The sequence below is a fragment of the Parazoarcus communis genome (assembly GCF_003111665.1).
GTDB lineage: Bacteria > Pseudomonadota > Gammaproteobacteria > Burkholderiales > Rhodocyclaceae > Parazoarcus > Parazoarcus communis_B.
This window is the reverse complement of record NZ_CP022188.1, coordinates 1,503,357-1,521,520: the sequence shown is the minus strand read 5'-3', so window position 1 is coordinate 1,521,520 and position 18,164 is coordinate 1,503,357. Positions and strand designations below refer to the sequence as shown.

Sequence of the window (18,164 nt, the reverse complement as noted above, 5' to 3'; positions counted from 1 at the left end):
CGATCCAATCCGTCGCCGGGTGCAGCATCAGGTCCTGCGCTGCACCGCACCGAACGGGGTGTGCTGCCTGTATCGCGACCATAACGGGAGACAGATGCAGCACGCCCCACTGCTCATCAACAACTGCGACGTCGCCGCCAGCGGCAATGCCACCTTCGACTGCTGCAACCCGGTGAGCGGAGAAGTAGTCACTCGCGCGGCCGCCGCCACAGTGGCCGACGCCACCAGCGCAGTCGATGCCGCTGCCGCCGCATTCACCCCGTGGGGCGAAATGCTGCCCGCGCAGCGCCAAACCCTGCTCCACACCGCCGCCGATCTGCTGATCGAACGGGCTGATCGTTTTGAACAAGCGATCACCGCCGAAACCGGCACCACGACTTCATGGGCGCGCTTCAACTGTCAGCTCGCGGCCGATATCCTGCGCGAGGCCGCGGCCATGGTCACCCACGTTCAGGGCGAGATCATTCCCTCCAACCGCGCCGGTTCGATCGCCATGATCGTGCGCCAGCCCGCGGGCGTAGTCCTCGCCTTTGCACCGTGGAATGCGCCCGTGCTGCTCGGCATTCGCGCAATCGCAATGCCGCTTGCGTGCGGCAACACCGTCGTCCTCAAAGGCTCGGAACTTTCCCCCCTGACCCACCGCCTGATCGGCGAGGTGCTGCGCGACGCCGGCTTTCCGCCAGGAGTGTGCAACATCGTGCTCAACGCACCGGCGGATTCCGGCGCCGTCGTCGAAGCGCTGATCGCCCACCCCGCCGTGCGGCGGGTGAGTTTCACCGGTTCGACCCGCGTCGGGCGCATGGTGGCGGAGCTCTGCGCCCGCCATCTCAAGCCCTGCCTGCTCGGTCTGGGCGGCAAGGCTCCGCTGCTGGTGCTTGATGACGCGGACATCGACGAGGCCGTCAAGGCAGCCGCTTTCGGCGTGTTTTTCAACCAGGGACAGATCTGCATGTCGACCGAGCGCATCCTGGTCGACCACCGCGTCGCCGACGACTTCACCGCACGCCTGGCGGAACGTGCCCGCAGCCTGACTGCCGGCGCCTCCGGTTGCCCGCTCGGCTCAATGATCAGCGTCGAGGCGGCCGAGCGCATCCGCCAACTGGTGGTCGATGCCGTGAACAAGGGCGCAGAGCTGATCGTCGGCGGCGATATTGCCGGCAGTATTGTGCAGCCGACCCTGGTCGACCACGTCACCCCCACGATGCGCCTCTACCACGAGGAAACCTTCGGCCCCATCGCCGCGGTCATGCGTTTCGACGATATCGAAGAGGCCATCTCGATCGCAAACGACAGTGACTACGGGCTGTCCGCGGCCGTGTTCGGACGTGACACCCTGCGGGCCTTCCAGATCGCCAAGCGCATTGAGTCGGCGATCTGCCATATCAACGGGCCCACCGTACAGGACGAAGCGCAGATCCCGTTCGGCGGCATCAAGGCCAGTGGCTGGGGACGTTTCGGGGGCAAGCCAGCCATCGACGAATTTACCGAACTGCGCTGGATCAGCATCCAGACCCAGCCGCAGGATTACCCTTTGTGACCGCCTGACGTGTTACCCGCCGCCGCAATCGACACCGCCCATTACCGCCGCTACATCGAGGCCAACGTGTCACTGCGCCGCTTCCCGAGCGGGCTCGGCACCCGTCGCCACGCCTTGTGGAGCGAACGCGGCGGGCTGCCGCGCGCGTTGATCCTGTTGAGTACCGGCCGCGCCGTCCTCTCCGACAGTCAGGACGAACTCGAGCTCAACGGCCCTGCGCTTGTCCTCCTCTCCGTCCGGCCCCAGCACTTCATCCGTCTCGCGGCCGGCACACCGGCGCTGGTGATGTCGTTCTCCGATGTGTTTGTGGTGGATGCCATCGGCAAGGGCGCGGAATCAGTGCCGCTGCGCTATATGGCCGAACGCCCCGTGGTATCGAGCACGGTGCAGGACGCCGACCTGTTCGAGGATGTCACGCACGCTTTTCGCGCCATCGAACGCGAGCTGGCGCGCAGCGAGGACGCCTCGTGGCGCTTTCTTACGGCACAGCTGGCCGTGATCATGATCCAGTGCTGGCGGCTCTCCGGCCTCGAAGCCGCCGGCAGGCAATCCACCAGCACCCAGGGCGCCATCCTGATGCGCTTCCGTCACATGGTCGAGCTTCACTTCCGCGAACACTGGCGCATCGCCCAATACGCCGAAGCGCTGGATATCTCACCCGACCGCCTCCACGACATCTGCGTGCGCACGCTGAAGCGCACGCCGCTCGACCTCGTTCACGACCGTCTCGCTCATGAAGCCTGTCAGCAACTCGTGCGCTCCGGCCTGAGCATCGAACAGGTCGCCGAAGATCTCGGCTTTCGCAACGCCACGCACTTCAGCCGCTTCTTCCGTATCCGCACCAACAGCACACCGGCCCGTTACCGCAACAGCGTCGTACGCAATCGCAGCGACAAAAGTGCCACGATCGAACGCAGCTTTGCCGACTGGCCCTGATCAGAGCGTCACTGCACCATGCCGCACACCCACCCGATTGAAGCGTAAGCTAGCAGGAACGTTGAGCCTGATGCCCACCAGCTGCGCACGACGGGCAAGGTCGAATCAAACATCCGCCAAGAGGTCTTTCAGGTCTGCCTTCATCACTGTGGAGATTTTCCATGGCCCATCCCCGCCGTCCCCTTCTGTGCGCAAACCTTGACGACGATCGACCTCTCCACAGCATGTTCGAGAGCCCCGGCGCGTTGGTTGCAATGCGTTTCCACGCGTCCCGCCACCCTGAGCGCTGACGCCGCAACTCACCCGACTTTGCCGCCCGTCCCATTGCCGCCAGCAGCGGCGTCATGACAACCGAGGAGTTGAACCCATGAATCAGGAAAGCATCTGGAGCGCCCGTTACCGTGACGCAGGCGACGACTACCTGTTCGGCACCGAGCCCAACCGCTTCCTCGCCCACCGGCTCGACCTGCTGCAAAGCGGGCGCACTGCGCTATCGGTGGCCGACGGCGAAGGCCGCAACTCGGTCTGGCTCGCCGAACAGGGACTTGAAGTCACCGCCATCGAAATCTCCGCCGTTGCCGTGGAAAAAGCCCGCCACCTTGCCGCTGGCCGCAAGCTCGACGTCAATTTCATTCAGGCCGACATGCTCGCCCCCGGCTGGCCGCCGGAAGACATGCACAACGCCTTTGACTGGGTCGTCGGCATCTTCATCCAGTTCGTCGGCCCCGCATGGCGCGACAAACAGTTCGAAGTCATGAAGCGCCTCACCCGCCCCGGCGGCCGCATCCTGCTGCAGGGCTACACCCCCAAACAGCTCGAATACAAAACCGGCGGACCCTCCGCGGTGGAAAACCTCTACACCAAAGACGTCCTGCGCGAAGCATTTGCAGACTGGGAGATCGAGGAACTGGTCGAATACGAAGACGATGTCCAAGAAGGAAAAGGCCACAAAGGCCGCTCTGCACTGATCGGCATGGTCGCGCGCAAGCCCGAGTAAGCCAGCCGCGCGGGGGCGGCGGCCACCCCGGTCACCGCCCTGCGCCCATCCGCAGACTCGCCTGCCCCCTACTTGCGCCCCTTGCCTTTGCGCTCAAGCTTTCGCCAGTACTGAAACTCCTCTTCATGGACCTCGATATCGAGCTCCATCACCCGCATCTGCAAGCGCTCCTGCGCGTCCGCCACGCCCTTGTTGTAGATCGCCGGACCGATCTCTTCGATAAAGAAACCCAGCAACGCCCCCGCTGCGATGTTGCCAATCGGCTCGTCCATGTTTTCGCTGAAATAGCGCTCGATTGAAGCAATCGCTTCGGCGCGGATGTCCTTGTTCAGCTCGATCGCCATATGGCCTCCCATTCGAACGCCGCCGCACGGACACCCCGGCAGCATGCGTTCACTTTACGAGTGTTGCGACAGAGCATCGTGATCCTGCGGGGAAAAGACTCATTGTGCGGACGACGCACATCCATCATGGCCGACTATTGAAGGAGGACTTGTCGGCCAGTCCGGTCGTTGTGGCATCCTTCCACTTCGGTCAGTAATGCATCGCTTACCCGCCAGTCGTCCATGAGTCGCAGTGAATTGCGGCTTCCCGATCTAATGAACCCACACTTCTAACCCATAGTGGCTATACGGATGTCAAAAGTGCCGCGCCTGGAGGAGACATTTAACCCAATTCAGGCTATTAACAGGGTGATGCAAAAGTCAGTGAACGATCCATCAAGCTGCTTGTCATAGAACCATCTCCAAACTCCTTGTACTGCAACGATGCGCGGCCAACTCGACCCCCAGTCCTCGATGTTCCATTATTTCTCGCCGGAATCGCGTGTGCCTGCCGATCATCCGCTGCGACGGGTGAAGCGTTTGGCGGATCGAGCCCTTGGTTTGATTTGCGCGGAATTGGATGCGCTTTACTCGTCGGTCGGCCGTCCGTCGATTCCGCCAGAGCGTCTGCTCAAGGCGCAATTGCTGATCGCGCTGTATTCGGTTCGCTCCGACCGGCAGTTCTGCGAACAACTCGACTACAACATCCTGTTCCGCTGGTTCCTCGACATGGATCTCGAGAGTCCGACGCTGGACCAATCGAATTTCAGCCGTCTGCGTGAGCGCCTGGTCGCCACTGACGTAGCCCGACGCTTCTTCGACGAGGTCGTCAATCTGGCCCGGAAGCAGAATCTGCTGTCCTCGGACCATTTCACGGTAGACGGCACGCTGATCGACGCCTGGGCCTCGTTCAAGAGCTTCAAACGCAAGGACGGGACCCCGCCCAATGACGGTGATGATGGCACGGGGATGGTCGACTTCAAGGGCGAGAAGCGCTCGAACGCCACGCATCAAAGCACAACGGACCCCGAGTCCCGCCTCATGAGAAAGGGCAACGGCCAGCCGGCCAAACTCAGCTACGGCGGACATGTGCTCATGGAAAATCGCAACGGGTTGTGCGTCGATATCCTCATCACCGAATCGATTCAGGCCGAGCACCGTGCGGCCCGGCAGTTGCTCACGCGAGCGCGACGCAGGCACATTCACCCCGAGACACTGGGTGCGGACAAGGGCTATCACGTGAAGGCGTTCGTCGAGCATCTGCGCGAGCATCAGATCCGTCCGCACATTGCACGCATCAAGGGTCGGAAGACACCTGGACTGGATGGGCGAACCACCCGGACCGAGGGCTACCGGGTCAGCCAGCGAAAGCGAAAGCGCGTTGAGGAAATATTCGGCTGGTTGAAAACGGTCGGCGGGTTGAGAAAAACCCGCTTCATCGGCCAGGCGAAGACCCAGATGGCGGCCTTTATTTCCGGCGCTGCATACAACCTGCTCCGAATCGCGAAATTGAGCGTTACGGAGGTAAAGGCATGAGTGCAGGCGCACAAAATAGCCTTCGCGGCCGCCGTTGCGGCCACGAAGGCTATTCGAAAGTGGCGAGAAAGCTATTTCGGAAAACGATGTCACGATGAAATTCGACCTGAACCTCAATGCTGACGCGGAATCGCCGGTTTTTGCATCATCCTGTTAAAACTGGCAGGCGGAATCGGCCTGAGTCGGTGTAATGAAAAGCATAGGTACCTCTACGAGGACCGACTGTATGCACTTGGGAAAAACCTTACACTACGCATATATAATAACTGATAACTCCTGTATGAATAATTCATATCTATGGATAATCTAAATGGCTGAAGTAAGCAAACCCTTCAGGGTGTTGTGCTTGGACGGCGGCGGAATGCGCGGGGTCTACCAGGCTGCATATCTAGCGACCTATGCCGCCCGCGTGGCCAAGGCTGATCACCCGGGGGAAAGTACGCTCGATATCGGCAGTGCTTTCGATTTGATCGTTGGCACCAGTACGGGCGGCATCGTGGCTTGCGCGCTCGCCAAGGGTATTTCCCTTCAAGACGTGCAAGATCTGTACTTGGAGTACGGTGGCAAAATCTTCCCGCACCAGTGGGCGCGAGCTCTGCCGATCATTGGTAACTACGTAGTCCGGAATCTCGGTATTGGCCTGCGATGCGGTGAAATCGCGTTACGGGAAGCGCTAGAAGCTAAGTTAGGGAAAAGCACCATCGCCGAGGTCTACGAAAAGCGTGGCATCGCGCTGGCAATCCCGACGATCGACATCAACCGGCACTCCGCTGTCGTCTTCAAGACCAGGCATCTCAGCAGGCTTAATGGCCGCGACGACCTGCGCACGCTGGTGGATGTGTGTATGGCTACTACCGCAGCGCCTATCCTGCGTTCGATGGCGAAGCTGGCTGAGCCTGGCGGAGACGGTGCGACTACTGCAACCTACGTCGACGGCGGTTTGTGGGCCAACAACCCAGGTCTAATCGGGATGATGGAGGCGGTCGAAATTCTTCATGATCTGAAAGAGCAGCGCCCTATCCAGCTATTCATGCTGGGCACGCTGCCCGCGCAGGGGGGAGAAGAAGTCTCCGATCGAGCTCGTTATCGAGCAGCCCCTGGCTGGAAGTTTGGTTTGAAGGCCATTGAGGCCGGAATGAACGCTCAGGCCGTCGGGTACAGTTACCTAACCAATAAGGTTGCTGAATTGCGCCACGACGGAAGTTTTGCTTACCGTCTGCCTGCTCAGTGTCCATCAAAGGCGCTGCAGGAGTATCTGTCTAACATGGACGACGCTCGGCCCAAATTGCTGAATGCGCTCGCACGACAAGCAATCTCTGACGTTGACTATGCATGGGCAAGCCAAGCGCAAAACCCTCACATGAAGGCCTTCCGGGCCGCGCTGTCTGAATCCCAGCCTCACGCACCTACAAATATGGAAGAGAAGCATGACTGACATCAACTGTGACGGCGACATGACTGGCTACCATCGAGACGAGGTCACCCTAGCGCTTAGCCAGCAGAAGGACATGCGCGGTCGAAGGGACAATGGCCGGGACCGTCTGCGCAAAGGCCTCGACACCGCAGGCAAGCCGCAGCCACGCGAGGTGCACTCTCAGGGCTCGTATCAGATGCGCACCATGGTGCAGGACCCTGGCAACGACTACGACATCGATGACGGCGCCTATTTCTGGTCCGAGGACCTGAAGGATGACGACGGTGTGGAGTTGACCCCGCTGGAGGCTCGGCAGCGTGTGTGCGACGCCTTGAAGTGGGACGGCCGCTTCAAACAGGAAGCTGAGGTCAAGAACAACTGCGTTCGCCAAGCTTATGCTGCGGGTTATCACATCGATGTGCCGGTCTACCGCATCGTGACGGAGAAGGACTGGGCTGGAAACGATGTCGAGAAGTACGAGTTGGCCAGCGGTAACTCGTGGCTCATTTCAGATGCACGTGCCGTCACGAAGTGGTTCAACGACCAAGTAGGCGAGCTCAACTCAGGTCAGGCCGACGGCAGCCAGATGCGGCGCATCACCAAACTGACAAAGAAATTTGCCCGGCGCGTGGATTGGAAGGCGAGCACGACCAGTGGGATCACTATCTCGAAACTCGTCGTCGACCATTTCGTGGCCAACGCGGGCCGCGACGACAAGGCGTTGCGTCAGACCTGGCAGATGATCCACTCGGCCCTGACCTTGTCAACCCAGGTTGCTCATCCTCATCCGATTGTGACGAAGAACCTGGCGGAGCAAGGCGATGACCAAGTCACGTACTTCCGGGACTGCTTAAAGGCGGCGCTGGACACCCTCAAGGTGCTCGACCGCGACGACTGCACGCGCGCGATGGCCCGTGAAGCCTGGGATAGTGTGTTCGACACGAAATTTTTCTCCAACCGGCCTGATCCCGATGCCGCCAACAAGGGGTCCAGTCTAGGTTCTATCATGACTGTCACATCGGTAGAGACCGCCCGTCGCGAGGACGGCGGCGGGCGTTTCGGCTGAATGGCGTCTGCAGAAGCTATCGCCACCATCGAAGTCGAGCTGGACCAGTGGTGTCCAGGTCACTGGCGGCGGCTCACCTTCGAGGAGATGCAACCTCACCCTCTGTCGCTGTTCTGCATAGGTTGGCGCATCGAGCTCACAGAGGGAATTGTCCGTCCACCGGCGGTGAGCCACTTCCTGCTTGTCGTCGATGGGGCGTTTCCGAATTCCCAGCCCAAGGTGCTGGCGCCCGACATGGGCAGCGACTATCGTTGGCCCCACGTCGAGCCCAAGGGACTCTTGTGTCTGCGGCCTACGTCCATCGTCGCGCCCGTTGGTGAACGTGTCCGCGCTAACCTCGACGATGCGTTGGAGCTACTCAACTGGCCAGACGACAAGTGCGTGGCCGAGTTCGAGCGCGAGTTTGGCTCGTATTGGGCTCAACAAGCCATTGCGCCGGATGGGAACCTACGACTGCTGAGCCTTGTGAAGCCGGGTGGTAAGCCGCGTCAGCTGGCCTTCCATCTAGACACGAAGCTGGGTCGAATCTTGGTAGCCGACACTAAGGTGGAGGTCAAGGACTGGCTGAGGAATATCGGTGCCCAGGCCAGTGACCAGAATATTCTGCCCGCACTTCTTCTGAAACTGCCTCGTCCATGGCAGCCCAGCGGTTTCCCACAGACCGTCGGGGATGCCATCCGCGGCATCCCCGAGGAAGCGTTGCGCACGACCTTGCTGCCCGATCGCAAGTCCCTGTTCCTTTTCGAGGCCGAAACACCTACCGGCCCAGTCTTCGCGGCGGCTCTCGCCAGCGGCGCCAAGAGCTCCAAGATCAAGAACGGGTTTCGCAGTTGGGCGCAGGTGCCCTTGGACCACATCAAGCGAGCCATGGCACAACAGCGCGTCGAGCGAGTCGTGGTTAGTCGTGTCGATGCACCATGGATTCACGGCCGTGGTCATTCGCCTGAACAAGCCGATCTGCGAGCCCGCAGAGTTGCGATTGTGGGATGCGGCGCCGTGGGTTGCGAAATCGCTGAGTTGCTGGCCAAGGCGGGCGTTGGTGAACTAACGCTGATCGATAGCGACAACTTTCTCTCCGCCAACGCTGGTCGTCACCTGCTGGGTCTCAGCTACCTGGGTTGGAACAAAGCCAAGGGTGTGGCCACCGAGTTGCAGCGCCGATTACCTCACCTGAAGATCGGCGCGATCCACCGCAACAAGTTTGAGCGTCTTACAGCGTCGGAACTCGAGAAGCTCGCCGGCGCCGACATGATCGTGACCGCAGGCCTCGACATCGAAGGCGAAGCGGCGGTAAATGCGTGGCGTCACACTCTGGACCGTCCTCCGGCTTACCTGAGTACTTGGGTTGAGGCGTACGCCATCGTCGGGCACGCCGTGCTGCTGTACGGCAAGGATGATCTCATGTCGGCCTTTGAAGCCGAACGCCCAGGTTTTCGGTTGACCGATTGGCCGTCCGGCGCAGGCGAGGTAATCGTGGAGGCTGGTTGCGGCAACGTATTCCAGCCTCATGGCGCGGTAGATCTCCAACCAACCATCGCCGTGGCGACTAAGCTTGCTCTGGATGCGCTGCTCGGGCGTATTCCAGAGTCCTGCAGGCGTGTATGGTTTGGAGACCGAGATGCCGTGGAGGCAAATGGTGGCATCGCCCGAGAAGGCTTCACCGAAGTGAACACAATGCGGCAGATTCCATGGTGACCTTGCGTCGTCCAAATGGCGGTGGTGCACATTACCTAGTCGGCCGGCTTGAATCAGTTGTCCAGCAGGTGCGGATAAGCGCTGACGCCCTGATGCATATGTATCGCTACCGGCAGTGCTCACCTTGGGCAAAGGAGGCCGGCGGCCAACTGTTCGGAACCATCAGCGCTGAACAGATTCTAGTTACTACCGCGACTGGCCCGTATGCCCGTGACGAACGGTCGCGCTACCGCTATCGATCCGACCCCGCCGCCGCCCAGCACGCCATTCTTGCTCAGGCTGAGGCTGGTCTGCTCTACCTCGGAGAATGGCACACACATGCCGAAGATAACCCCGATGCCTCGGGCTTAGACGGTGAAGCCATGCACCTGCTCCTCGCCAAGTCCCAATTGAACAGCAACGCGCTCCTAATGCTGATTGTCGGACGGAATCTCACGGTCGATAGCCTTGGACTGTGGAGCGTGACGGCAGAGCGCGTAGATCAATGGCATCTGGAATACATCATCACTTAACCCCAGAGGCCGCCTGTTCGGAACGACTTCGATAGCAGCAGGTGATTAGATCCCACACCGCCTCCTTGTCATTTAGCGGTGAGACCTTCCTGTAGAGTTTGCGAAACTTGAATTACCGGAGTGACATTGTAGTCATTGAGCAATCCGGCCTGCGACACGGAACAACTAGAGCCTATTTGCCTTGCCGTAGTTGTGAGAACGGCGACAAACTCACATAAAGCCGCCCGAGCGTTCCCACATGCCCAAGGTCGGCTTTGGCCGAGTAGCGGTCACTGCAAAGGCAGCCGATTGCGAACCGCCTTGAACCCCTACTCAATCTGAACGCTGTAAACGGCAATCCACCTCGCGAACAAGCGCTTCCGCTAATTCAATTAGCCGGGACGCCTTTCTGGCATTCCATGCAATACACACTCCCCTGAAATCGCCCCTTGTTCACCCAGCAGAACTTCGCAACCGCGTAACTCACTGCTGCAGAACACTTTACGCATTTCAGCTTCGACTCTCGACGCTCCTGGGCCTTAGGTGGCTGTTCGGCTGTCTGCACAGACTCCGCTACCGGTTGCAGTTCGGCTGCGCTAACCGGTTGCTGAGCAGGTAGGGAAACAGTTGCGGGAGGTCGTACCTCACGCGAAACTCCGAACCGCGCATGCCAATCAAACACAACAGGCTTGTGGATCGCTGCTAAACGCCGCGCGAATTCTTCGACCGTCTCACTGCCAACCACTTTGGCCAGGGTCAGCGGGTTGTTGTCCGCATCAATCGACTTGTCGATACGTGACTTGATCTGATCGTTCTTGATGATCGCATCAAGGCCGTCCAGCTTTGCCGAAGGGCGGCTGATCCGAGCGCGTTTGGAGACCAGGATCAAACTGACGAAGGTCGGCTTGATCGTAAATCCGAGTCGAGTAGGCGGCTTCACCAGCCCGGTTTTGAAAACCGACTCCAGCACGGTGATGTGTTTGCGGTTCTGCTCAATCGGGGAAGGGACGCCGTAGGCTTTACCACCATAGAACGCCGAGCACTCGCCATGCTCGTTGATTGCGATGCCCTCGGCGAAATGCTTGCTCTCGCACACCCAGAGCTCCAGAAACCGATTGACGAGCAGGTGATCGATCTGGGCAACCCGTCCTTCGCACTCGATACGCAAATCATGGATGATCATCCAGTTCTTCGAGTTGCCGTAGTGGAAGTTCAGTTCGTAAGCTGCTTCCTCTTCGCCCTTGAGACCCGCCTGAATATTGCGAATCTCCTGCTGTATGCGTTTGCGCTGATCGTCTGTGACATCAGGTCGCCCCGCGAGTGACCTGAGAACTTCGAGATCGGCATTCCTACCTTCTGCTTCCTTGATGATCATTACTTACCGATAAATGCGATATGGAAACCCAATGAGCGTATCACGGAGCATTGGGCAAGTGACTTATCTCGACTCGGACGCCCCTTCGTAAGCCAATAGGCTGTGACAGACATCACGCCTGCGCATGAGTTGGAGAGGCACTTCACCGCGCAACCGCGCGCAGATACGCCCTTGCTGCGCCCCGGACCTGCTACCGCTTCGCAACCGTCCGTCACAACACAGTAGGCATGTCGCCGACGCTGCGCATCTGCAATCAAACGACTCTGACCCCTTTGAAATTACAGCACGGCACACTTCGGAGTGTATCCATGCTGTGCGGGTGTTTTACGTCATGCACGATACATATCCCAGCCGGAACCCGCTGTTCGTACGAGGCCGATCGAGACCATGACGCGCACCCTCCTCTTCGTCGATGCCGACAACCAGTCTCCCGCGCTCGTGGCACCGCTGGCGCGCGTCTTCAAGTCTTTTGGGCGCAGCTGCACACAGGCGATCGTGGCGGGCAACGGAAAGGGTGACCGTGTGCGCGGCTGGGAGCAGGCTTTGCAGAGCGAAATACCCGGCATCGAGGTCCGTTGCCATGTGGCACCGGTGCGCAAACAATCGGCAGATGTGCGATTGATGTTCGAGCTCGCGGCCGTGCATTACGGCGAGGCAGATCCCGCGACGCTGATCGTGGTGGTGTCGCGCGACGACCTGCTGGTTGCCGCCACCGAGTACCTCGCATCGCAAGGTCACAATGTGCTGATTGCGCTCGGCGCAGCGCCAAACGCCGTTGCGCCGGTGACCGACCTGCCCCTTGTTTCTCTGCCTCTGCCCAATACCCCGGCTCCGGCTCCTGTTCCAGCGCCTGACGTACCAATCGCCCAGAACGCCAGTGCGACAAACGGTTTGGACAGGAATATCGTTGCCGCAGCTGTTGCCAGGATTCGGCAAGCGCTTGCTCCTAACAAGCAGGGGGGCTATGCCGCGTCTGCCGTAGGGCAGGTACTCTCGAAAATGGGGCACGACAAGGCGACCCGCGACAAGATCGTGCGCGCAATCCCGAACCTGAAGGAAACCGGCGTTGGCGGTGACAAGCGTCTGATCTTCTGAAACCTCAGGCTCGTACCCAGCACCGCAGCCCGGACACGAATGACGGGCAGCGACTCTCATCCCTTCTGGTACAGCGGCTCCAGCGAATCAAACGACTCTGACCCCTTTGAAACTGTTCGTTTAAGTCGTTTTTGGTAATTCGTGATGAATTTACCGGGTTTACTGAGCGCAAATCGCTACACTTTCGCCATACCTTGTCATAGCCGGCAGCGAAGTGTCGGGGGTCGTGATTGAAGATGCTTCACGCTCACGATCGAGCCCGCGCTGCCATCCAATCCGCCCTTATTGCTGTCATCGACTCCATGGGAGTACTCATGCTCAAGAAAATCAAGATTGCCGCCGCCGCCCTGCTGATTGCCGCCTCTGCATCCGCCAATGCGACCGTCGTGTCGTTCTCCGTAGACAATTACGGCCCCAGCTATGGCAGTTTTGCCGGGGCAGACACGAACGCGAACGGCATCCTTGCCCAAGACGAACTCACCTCGTTCGTGTTCGACCATCTGGTATATGGCCACCACGTAACCCTGTCGACGCTGTTTGGCTTTGGCGACTTCGATCTGGTCTCGAACACCTGGCTGGCAAATGGCTCCGGCTGGGGCACTAACGGTTCGTTCTTCAGCTGGAACGGTGGCTCCAACTCGGTTGACGGAACATGGGCGAACGTCAGCACGTCTATCATGCAACTCGATGCACGGAACAACGTGCCGGAACCGGCTACGCTGGCATTGCTGGGCATCGGTCTCGCAGGGATTGTTGCGGCCCGTCGCAAGAAATTCGCCTGACTTTTACGCGGCAGGCTTGAGAGGAGAGCGAGTAGCCCGACAAACACTTCAGCCTTGTCGATAAAGCCTCTCGAGCACCGCCCGCATATCCTCTGGCAAATACCCCCAGCCACGCTCGGCAATCCGGTCCGGAATGCCGAACAGCGCTTCTGCCACGCCGCCCGCGATGGCGGCCACGGTGTCGCTGTCGCCGCCGATCGAGATTGCGTTGCGGATGGCGTCCTCGAAGTCGGTTGCGGTGAGGGCGCACACCAGCGCCTGGGGGACGGTTTGCTGGCAGGTTTCGTTGAAGCGGTAGGTGGGGCGGATGTCGTCGACGGTGCGATCGAGGTCGTAGCCGAAGCGCTCGGTGATGGTGCTGCGGATCTCGGCGGGTGCAAGCCGCTGGCGCGCCAGGAAGATGGCCAGCGCGGTGGCTTCTGCGCCCTTGAGGCCTTCCGGGTGGTTGTGCGTGACTTCGGTGGCCGCCTGCGACAGTGCGGTGACTTGCTCGACAGTTTCTGCAAGCAGGCCGGCGGGCGAGATGCGCATTGCGGCGCCGTTGCCGAAACTGCCGTAGGGTGAGGCGTCGTCCGACTGCAGCCACTCGCCGAACATGCCGCCCCAGCCGCCGTTATGCCAGTAGCGCCGCCCCCAGTCCTTGAGCGCTTCGGCCGGCGGACGCTTGTTGATGAGCGCGTCGGCCACGGCGATGGTGCATACGGTGTCGTCCGTATAGAAGGCGCGGGCGTGAAAGAAGGGGTCGAAGGTTTTGGCGCGATGATTGTTGAACTCGTATACCGAGCCGACGATATCGCCAATGATGGCTCCCAGCATGATGTGATGTCCTTCGGTTGGGTGGAGAGGCTGTCGCATGAGCCGACGGCATGTTTAGCGCCATTATCTGCCCCCCGCAGGCTCGCCGAATGAGCCTGTATCCGGACACGAAGCAGCAGGAATCGGTCAGGCCTGCAAAGGCCGCCACCTGTCGACCGCACGATTGCACCCCGCACAGCGATAAATATTGCTTATCAGTCGATAGAAACGTTTACGCGGCTGATTGTTGCGCCGCACAACACTCTCCACTAGTATTTGAACCGTCTCCTCCACCCTCCTCCTTTGGTGTGGATTTAGCCCGAGCCCGAAAGCGCTCGGGCTTTTTTCTTTTGCGCTTCCGATCTGCGGTGTGTGGCCGCCCTGGCGCCGAGCCGGACATCGCCGCAACGCATCACTGGCGGTCACGAAAGCTGGCCTAGAATGTACCGGCACCTCCTTCCTGACCCGGATTCGCACATGCGGGCAAGGGCAAACCGATCACTGCAGGAGCATTCACATGGGCTTCATCACGACCATTTTCATCGGCCTGATCATCGGTCTCATCGCGCGCGTGCTCAAACCGGGCAACGATCAGATGGGCTGGATCATGACCATTCTGCTGGGCATCGGTGGCTCGATGGTGGCGACTTACGGCGGGCAGGTGCTCGGCCTGTATCGCGCGGGCCAGGGGGCGGGCTTCATCGGCTCGGTGATCGGGGCGGTGGTCCTGCTCGCGGTTGTGGGTGCGCTGCGCAAACGATGAGAACCCGGTGCGGCAGCCTGCTGGACTGCTGCACCGTTTCAAGCGGCTCGCGCCCGGATCAGCCGTCCGAGGGCGGGATCAGGACGAAGTTGCCGACGTGCTTTTTCTCGAGAAACTCGCGCTGTGCGTCGGCAATGCCTTCGAGCGGGAAGGTCTTGGCCACGATGGGCCGCAGTTCGTTGCGCTCGATGTAGCCGATCAGGTTGGGAAAGACCGGCTCGTCCCAGGCCGTGCACCCGATCAGCCTGAGGTCCTTGAGGTAGAAGTCGCGCATGTCGAGCGTGACCAGCGGGCCACCGATGGCGCCTGAAGACACATAACGCCCGGCGCGCTTCATGACCTTGAGCATGCTGCCGAATGTCCCCCCCGCCACGTTGTCGACGACCACATCGACTGCGTTCTCGCCGAGGCTGGCAACGATGTCGTCACCGCGCGCGATCACATGATCGGCACCGATCGCACGCACCTGGTCCATTTTTGATGCGCCCACGATGGCGGTCACCGTGGCCCCGCGCCGCTTGGCCAGCTGCACGACCGCCGAGCCCACGCCCCCCGATGCACCGGTCACCAGCACATGGTCTGCACTGCTTACCTGCGCGCGATGCACCATGTTCTCGGCCGTCCCGTAGGCGCAGGGAATCGTTGCAAGCTCGGCATCGCTCCAGCCGCTCTCCACCACAAACACTTCCGTTGCAGGCACTTTGACCCACTGGGCGAAGGCGCCGTCGAAATCGGAGCCCATCCACACGGTGTCCATCGACCCGAAGCCGTCCTTGCGCATGCACGCGCGGACGAGCACCCGCTTGCCGATGAGCGCTGCATCCACGCCTGGCGCAACCGAAGCGACACGGCCGCAGCAGTCCGTACCCTGGATGAACGGAAACGGCGTGCCCTCGTTCCAGCCACCATCGGCCCGCTCGGTGGTCTCCGCACTGGCGGTTTCCTCGGTCCTGCCGGTCACGCTGGATGAATACCAGCCCAGACGGGTGTTGATTTCCGTGTTGTTGACGCCTGCCGCCAGCACCTGCAGCAGCACCTCACCCGCGCCCAGGGCGGGAACCGGCACGTCGCAATACACCAGCTTGTCGTAACCGCCATTTCCGACGGTCACGACGGCCTTCATCGTGCGGCTCACACCCGTCGTATCAAACCGGTTCTCGCCTTCCTTTCCACTCAATTCCTTCGTCATTTGCACCACTCCATTCCAGCAACCCTCGCCTTCAGGCGCCCGGGTTCATTAGCCGTAACAGTGTCCCAGCAAAAGCGCTGCACCGCAAAAACGTAATTGCAAATGCGACCTCTTCTCATTACTATTCGATCCACTCATGCGCCGTGGCGTTGCACCTTCGGTGCCGAACACGTCCGCCATGCGACGGAAAACAACTTCAAGAGGTTAAAGATGCAAGTGCTTCGCCCCCGTGCCCTTCCCCTGTTCGCCGTTGCCCTGCTCGGCACTGCCAGCCTGGCGCATGCCGAGCGCCCCCTGAGCGTCGATGACGCGGGCACGCTCGACAAGGGTGGCGCCAAGCTGGAGGCTGGCTGGTCGAAGGACGACGAAGCCAAGGGCTACGACGCCGCCGCCGGCTTCAGCCCGATCGAGAACCTCGAGCTCGAGATCGGCTTCGGGCGTTCGCGCGATTTCGCCACCGCCGGAAACGAAGCCACCAACGGCCACGGCCTCGCACTGAAGTGGGTGCCGCTGCAATCCGAAACCGGACTGTCCGCGGGTCTCAAGTACGAGTACGGACGCGACCGTACCGAAGGCGAGTCGGCCTACGTGAATTCGCTGACCGGCCTGCTGACCTGGACCTTCGAAGGCGGCCAGAGGGTGCACACCAACCTTGGCCGTGAAGTAACCCGTGAGGATGGCGACACCGACGCCGTGAACACCTGGGGCGTGGCGGTCGATCTTCCGCTCACCGAAAGGCTGAGCTTTGTGGCGGAGACCTTTGGCAACGAGGACAGCCGTCCGGACCGCGCCGTCGGCCTGCGCTACGAGATCGTCGAAGGCGTGAAGATCTCCGCCGCAGTCGGCCACGGCAACGATCGCAGCTTCGCCAACGCCGGAATCGGCTGGGAGTTCTGATCCACCAGCGCATGCCCGACCCGGCGTCGGGCGTGCGCCCCTGTTCACGCCCCCCGACAACGCACAACGGAGCGAACCCAATGCGCCTGATCACCCTCGTTTCCGCGCTCGCCGCACTGCATTTCTCCACCGCCACGCTGGCCGCCGAGACAGTGACCGCGCCGCGCGTCCTCGCTCACTACGGCGAGCTCGTCCACGCCACCTACGCCGATGCCCATGCCGGCGCACTGGCGTTGCAGAAGGCGGTCGACGCCTTTGTCGCCGCACCGTCCGAAGCCGGACAGCTGGCAGCCCGCAAGGCCTGGCTCGCTGCACGCGAGACCTACGGTCAGACCGAAGCCTTCCGCTTTTACGGCGGCCCGATCGATGGCGAGGACGGCCCCGAGGGCAGGATCAACGCCTGGCCGATGGACGAGGCCTATGTGGACTTCGTCGAGGGTGCAAAGGACGCCGGCATCATTGCCAACCGCACGATCCCCATCGACATGGACACCCTCTCCGGCCTGAATGAGAAGGACGGCGAAGAGAACATCTCCACCGGCTGGCACGCCATCGAGTTCATGCTGTGGGGCCAGGACCTCGACGACAACGGCCCCGGCCGCCGTGCCTACACCGACTTCGTCGACGGCAAGGCGCCCAACGCCGACCGCCGCCGTGCCTACCTGAAAGTCACCACCGACCTGCTGGTGAAGGATCTCGGCGACCTGGCAGCAGCCTGGGCACCCGGCGCCGACAACTACCGCAAGGGCTTCGTCGCCGACGCGGGCAACGTCGCCAAGGTGATCTCTGCCCTCGGCATCCTGTCGCGCGGCGAGCTGGCCGGCGAACGCATCGAAGTGGCGCTCGACTCGCAGAACCAAGAAGACGAGCACTCGTGCTTCTCCGACAACACTCACCGCGACGTCGTGGCCAACGCCACCGGCATTCGCAACGTATGGCGCGGCCAGTACGTCCGCGCCGACGGCAGTGTGCTCAAGGGGCCGGGCGTGCGCGACCTGGTATCGGCGAAGAACAAGGCCGTCGCGAGCCGCGTGGATGCCCAGATCGACACGTCGGTGAAGGCCGCGGAAGCGATTCCCGCACCCTTCGACCGCGCCATCCTGGTCGGCACGCCGGGGCGCAGCAAGGTCGAGGCCACCGTCGTCGCGCTGAAGAAGCAGACCGAAGGCCTGGTCGAAGCAGCTGCCGTGCTCGGCATCAAGCGTCTGAACACCGTCGCGCCCAACTGAACGCCCAGTGACCGAGGGTGCTGACGCGGCCACGGGCTGCGGTC

Annotated in this window: 17 protein-coding genes; 13 read left to right on the top strand and 4 right to left on the bottom strand. The window is 61.1% G+C overall.

Annotated elements, in window-relative coordinates; all coding sequences use genetic code 11:
- Window positions 1-94: 94 nt before the first annotated feature.
- The 3 genes from CEW87_RS06925 to CEW87_RS06915 all read left to right on the top strand — a co-directional run bounded on the left by CEW87_RS06925 (window position 95) and on the right by CEW87_RS06915 (window position 3,470).
- A complete protein-coding gene (locus tag CEW87_RS06925) occupies window positions 95-1,537 on the top strand; it encodes an aldehyde dehydrogenase (protein ID WP_108972030.1) in 1,443 nt (480 codons plus the stop codon).
- Between the two features lie 9 nt (window positions 1,538-1,546).
- Window positions 1,547-2,473, top strand: coding sequence for a helix-turn-helix domain-containing protein (locus CEW87_RS06920; RefSeq protein ID WP_108972029.1), 927 nt, complete (start codon window positions 1,547-1,549; stop codon window positions 2,471-2,473).
- A gap of 367 nt (window positions 2,474-2,840) precedes the next feature.
- On the top strand, window positions 2,841-3,470 hold the full coding sequence (locus tag CEW87_RS06915; protein ID WP_108972028.1) for an SAM-dependent methyltransferase: 630 nt from the start codon (window positions 2,841-2,843) through the stop codon (window positions 3,468-3,470).
- Window positions 3,471-3,538: 68 nt separating this feature from the next.
- Here CEW87_RS06915 and CEW87_RS06910 read toward each other — a convergent pair whose 3' ends face one another.
- Window positions 3,539-3,814, bottom strand: coding sequence for a DUF2164 domain-containing protein (locus CEW87_RS06910; protein ID WP_108972027.1), 276 nt, complete (start codon window positions 3,812-3,814; stop codon window positions 3,539-3,541).
- Window positions 3,815-4,237: 423 nt separating this feature from the next.
- On the opposite strand from CEW87_RS06910, the gene CEW87_RS06905 reads away from it, so the two are divergent.
- The 5 genes from CEW87_RS06905 to CEW87_RS06885 all read left to right on the top strand — a co-directional run bounded on the left by CEW87_RS06905 (window position 4,238) and on the right by CEW87_RS06885 (window position 10,016).
- Window positions 4,238-5,329, top strand: coding sequence for an IS5 family transposase (locus tag CEW87_RS06905; protein ID WP_108971474.1), 1,092 nt, complete (start codon window positions 4,238-4,240; stop codon window positions 5,327-5,329).
- A gap of 310 nt (window positions 5,330-5,639) precedes the next feature.
- On the top strand, window positions 5,640-6,764 hold the full coding sequence (locus tag CEW87_RS06900) for a patatin-like phospholipase family protein (protein WP_108972026.1): 1,125 nt from the start codon (window positions 5,640-5,642) through the stop codon (window positions 6,762-6,764).
- A complete protein-coding gene (locus CEW87_RS06895) occupies window positions 6,757-7,809 on the top strand; it encodes a cyclic GMP-AMP synthase DncV-like nucleotidyltransferase (RefSeq protein ID WP_108972025.1) in 1,053 nt (350 codons plus the stop codon). Before CEW87_RS06900 ends, CEW87_RS06895 begins: the two co-directional genes overlap by 8 nt.
- Entirely contained in the window at window positions 7,810-9,504 is a 1,695-nt protein-coding gene (locus tag CEW87_RS06890; RefSeq protein ID WP_108972024.1) for a ThiF family adenylyltransferase, read from the top strand.
- A complete protein-coding gene (locus tag CEW87_RS06885; RefSeq protein ID WP_159098103.1) occupies window positions 9,498-10,016 on the top strand; it encodes a Mov34/MPN/PAD-1 family protein in 519 nt (172 codons plus the stop codon). The genes CEW87_RS06890 and CEW87_RS06885 overlap by 7 nt, the downstream gene beginning before the upstream one ends.
- A 367-nt stretch (window positions 10,017-10,383) precedes the next feature.
- Here the strand turns inward: CEW87_RS06885 and CEW87_RS06880 are convergent, their stop codons facing one another.
- Entirely contained in the window at window positions 10,384-11,370 is a 987-nt protein-coding gene (locus CEW87_RS06880; protein ID WP_108972022.1) for a nuclease-related domain-containing protein, read from the bottom strand.
- 387 nt (window positions 11,371-11,757) lie between these two features.
- Between CEW87_RS06880 and CEW87_RS06875 the strand changes: the two genes are divergently transcribed.
- Both CEW87_RS06875 and CEW87_RS06870 read left to right on the top strand, forming a co-directional pair.
- A complete protein-coding gene (locus CEW87_RS06875; RefSeq protein WP_108972021.1) occupies window positions 11,758-12,465 on the top strand; it encodes an NYN domain-containing protein in 708 nt (235 codons plus the stop codon).
- Between the two features lie 314 nt (window positions 12,466-12,779).
- Window positions 12,780-13,247: a PEP-CTERM sorting domain-containing protein gene (locus CEW87_RS06870; protein ID WP_159098102.1), complete on the top strand. Its 468-nt coding sequence runs from the start codon at window positions 12,780-12,782 to the stop codon at window positions 13,245-13,247.
- Between the two features lie 48 nt (window positions 13,248-13,295).
- On the opposite strand, the gene CEW87_RS06865 is transcribed toward CEW87_RS06870, so the two are convergent.
- Complete coding sequence (locus tag CEW87_RS06865; protein ID WP_108972019.1) at window positions 13,296-14,063, bottom strand: ADP-ribosylglycohydrolase family protein; 768 nt, start codon at window positions 14,061-14,063, stop codon at window positions 13,296-13,298.
- A 496-nt stretch (window positions 14,064-14,559) separates the two neighbouring features.
- On the opposite strand from CEW87_RS06865, the gene CEW87_RS06860 reads away from it, so the two are divergent.
- Window positions 14,560-14,805 (top strand): GlsB/YeaQ/YmgE family stress response membrane protein, encoded by a 246-nt coding sequence (locus tag CEW87_RS06860; RefSeq protein ID WP_108950138.1) that lies wholly within the window; start codon window positions 14,560-14,562, stop codon window positions 14,803-14,805.
- Window positions 14,806-14,863: 58 nt separating this feature from the next.
- Here the strand turns inward: CEW87_RS06860 and CEW87_RS06855 are convergent, their stop codons facing one another.
- Entirely contained in the window at window positions 14,864-15,994 is a 1,131-nt protein-coding gene (locus tag CEW87_RS06855; RefSeq protein WP_199917140.1) for an alcohol dehydrogenase family protein, read from the bottom strand.
- A 210-nt stretch (window positions 15,995-16,204) separates the two neighbouring features.
- On the opposite strand from CEW87_RS06855, the gene CEW87_RS06850 reads away from it, so the two are divergent.
- Together CEW87_RS06850 and CEW87_RS06845 are read left to right on the top strand one after the other, a co-directional pair.
- Complete coding sequence (locus CEW87_RS06850; protein WP_234421698.1) at window positions 16,205-16,891, top strand: hypothetical protein; 687 nt, start codon at window positions 16,205-16,207, stop codon at window positions 16,889-16,891.
- An 80-nt stretch (window positions 16,892-16,971) separates the two neighbouring features.
- Window positions 16,972-18,120, top strand: a complete 1,149-nt coding sequence (locus CEW87_RS06845) for an imelysin family protein (protein WP_108972018.1) — start codon at window positions 16,972-16,974, stop codon at window positions 18,118-18,120.
- The last annotated feature ends 44 nt before the right edge of the window (window positions 18,121-18,164 follow it).

Excerpts from the sequence above, each read along its gene's own strand:
- CEW87_RS06925 (WP_108972030.1), top strand. The coding sequence starts at position 95 with ATGCAGCACGCCCCACTGCTCATCAACAACTGCGACGTCGCCGCCAGC.
- CEW87_RS06915 (WP_108972028.1), top strand. The coding sequence starts at position 2,841 with ATGAATCAGGAAAGCATCTGGAGCGCCCGTTACCGTGACGCAGGCGAC.
- CEW87_RS06910 (WP_108972027.1), bottom strand. The coding sequence starts at position 3,814 with ATGGCGATCGAGCTGAACAAGGACATCCGCGCCGAAGCGATTGCTTCA.
- CEW87_RS06905 (WP_108971474.1), top strand. The coding sequence starts at position 4,238 with ATGCGCGGCCAACTCGACCCCCAGTCCTCGATGTTCCATTATTTCTCG.
- CEW87_RS06900 (WP_108972026.1), top strand. The coding sequence starts at position 5,640 with ATGGCTGAAGTAAGCAAACCCTTCAGGGTGTTGTGCTTGGACGGCGGC.
- CEW87_RS06895 (WP_108972025.1), top strand. The coding sequence starts at position 6,757 with ATGACTGACATCAACTGTGACGGCGACATGACTGGCTACCATCGAGAC.
- CEW87_RS06890 (WP_108972024.1), top strand. The coding sequence starts at position 7,810 with ATGGCGTCTGCAGAAGCTATCGCCACCATCGAAGTCGAGCTGGACCAG.
- CEW87_RS06885 (WP_159098103.1), top strand. The coding sequence starts at position 9,498 with ATGGTGACCTTGCGTCGTCCAAATGGCGGTGGTGCACATTACCTAGTC.
- CEW87_RS06880 (WP_108972022.1), bottom strand. The coding sequence starts at position 11,370 with ATGATCATCAAGGAAGCAGAAGGTAGGAATGCCGATCTCGAAGTTCTC.
- CEW87_RS06875 (WP_108972021.1), top strand. The coding sequence starts at position 11,758 with ATGACGCGCACCCTCCTCTTCGTCGATGCCGACAACCAGTCTCCCGCG.
- CEW87_RS06870 (WP_159098102.1), top strand. The coding sequence starts at position 12,780 with ATGCTCAAGAAAATCAAGATTGCCGCCGCCGCCCTGCTGATTGCCGCC.
- CEW87_RS06865 (WP_108972019.1), bottom strand. The coding sequence starts at position 14,063 with ATGCTGGGAGCCATCATTGGCGATATCGTCGGCTCGGTATACGAGTTC.
- CEW87_RS06860 (WP_108950138.1), top strand. The coding sequence starts at position 14,560 with ATGGGCTTCATCACGACCATTTTCATCGGCCTGATCATCGGTCTCATC.
- CEW87_RS06855 (WP_199917140.1), bottom strand. The coding sequence starts at position 15,994 with ATGACGAAGGAATTGAGTGGAAAGGAAGGCGAGAACCGGTTTGATACG.
- CEW87_RS06850 (WP_234421698.1), top strand. The coding sequence starts at position 16,205 with ATGCAAGTGCTTCGCCCCCGTGCCCTTCCCCTGTTCGCCGTTGCCCTG.
- CEW87_RS06845 (WP_108972018.1), top strand. The coding sequence starts at position 16,972 with ATGCGCCTGATCACCCTCGTTTCCGCGCTCGCCGCACTGCATTTCTCC.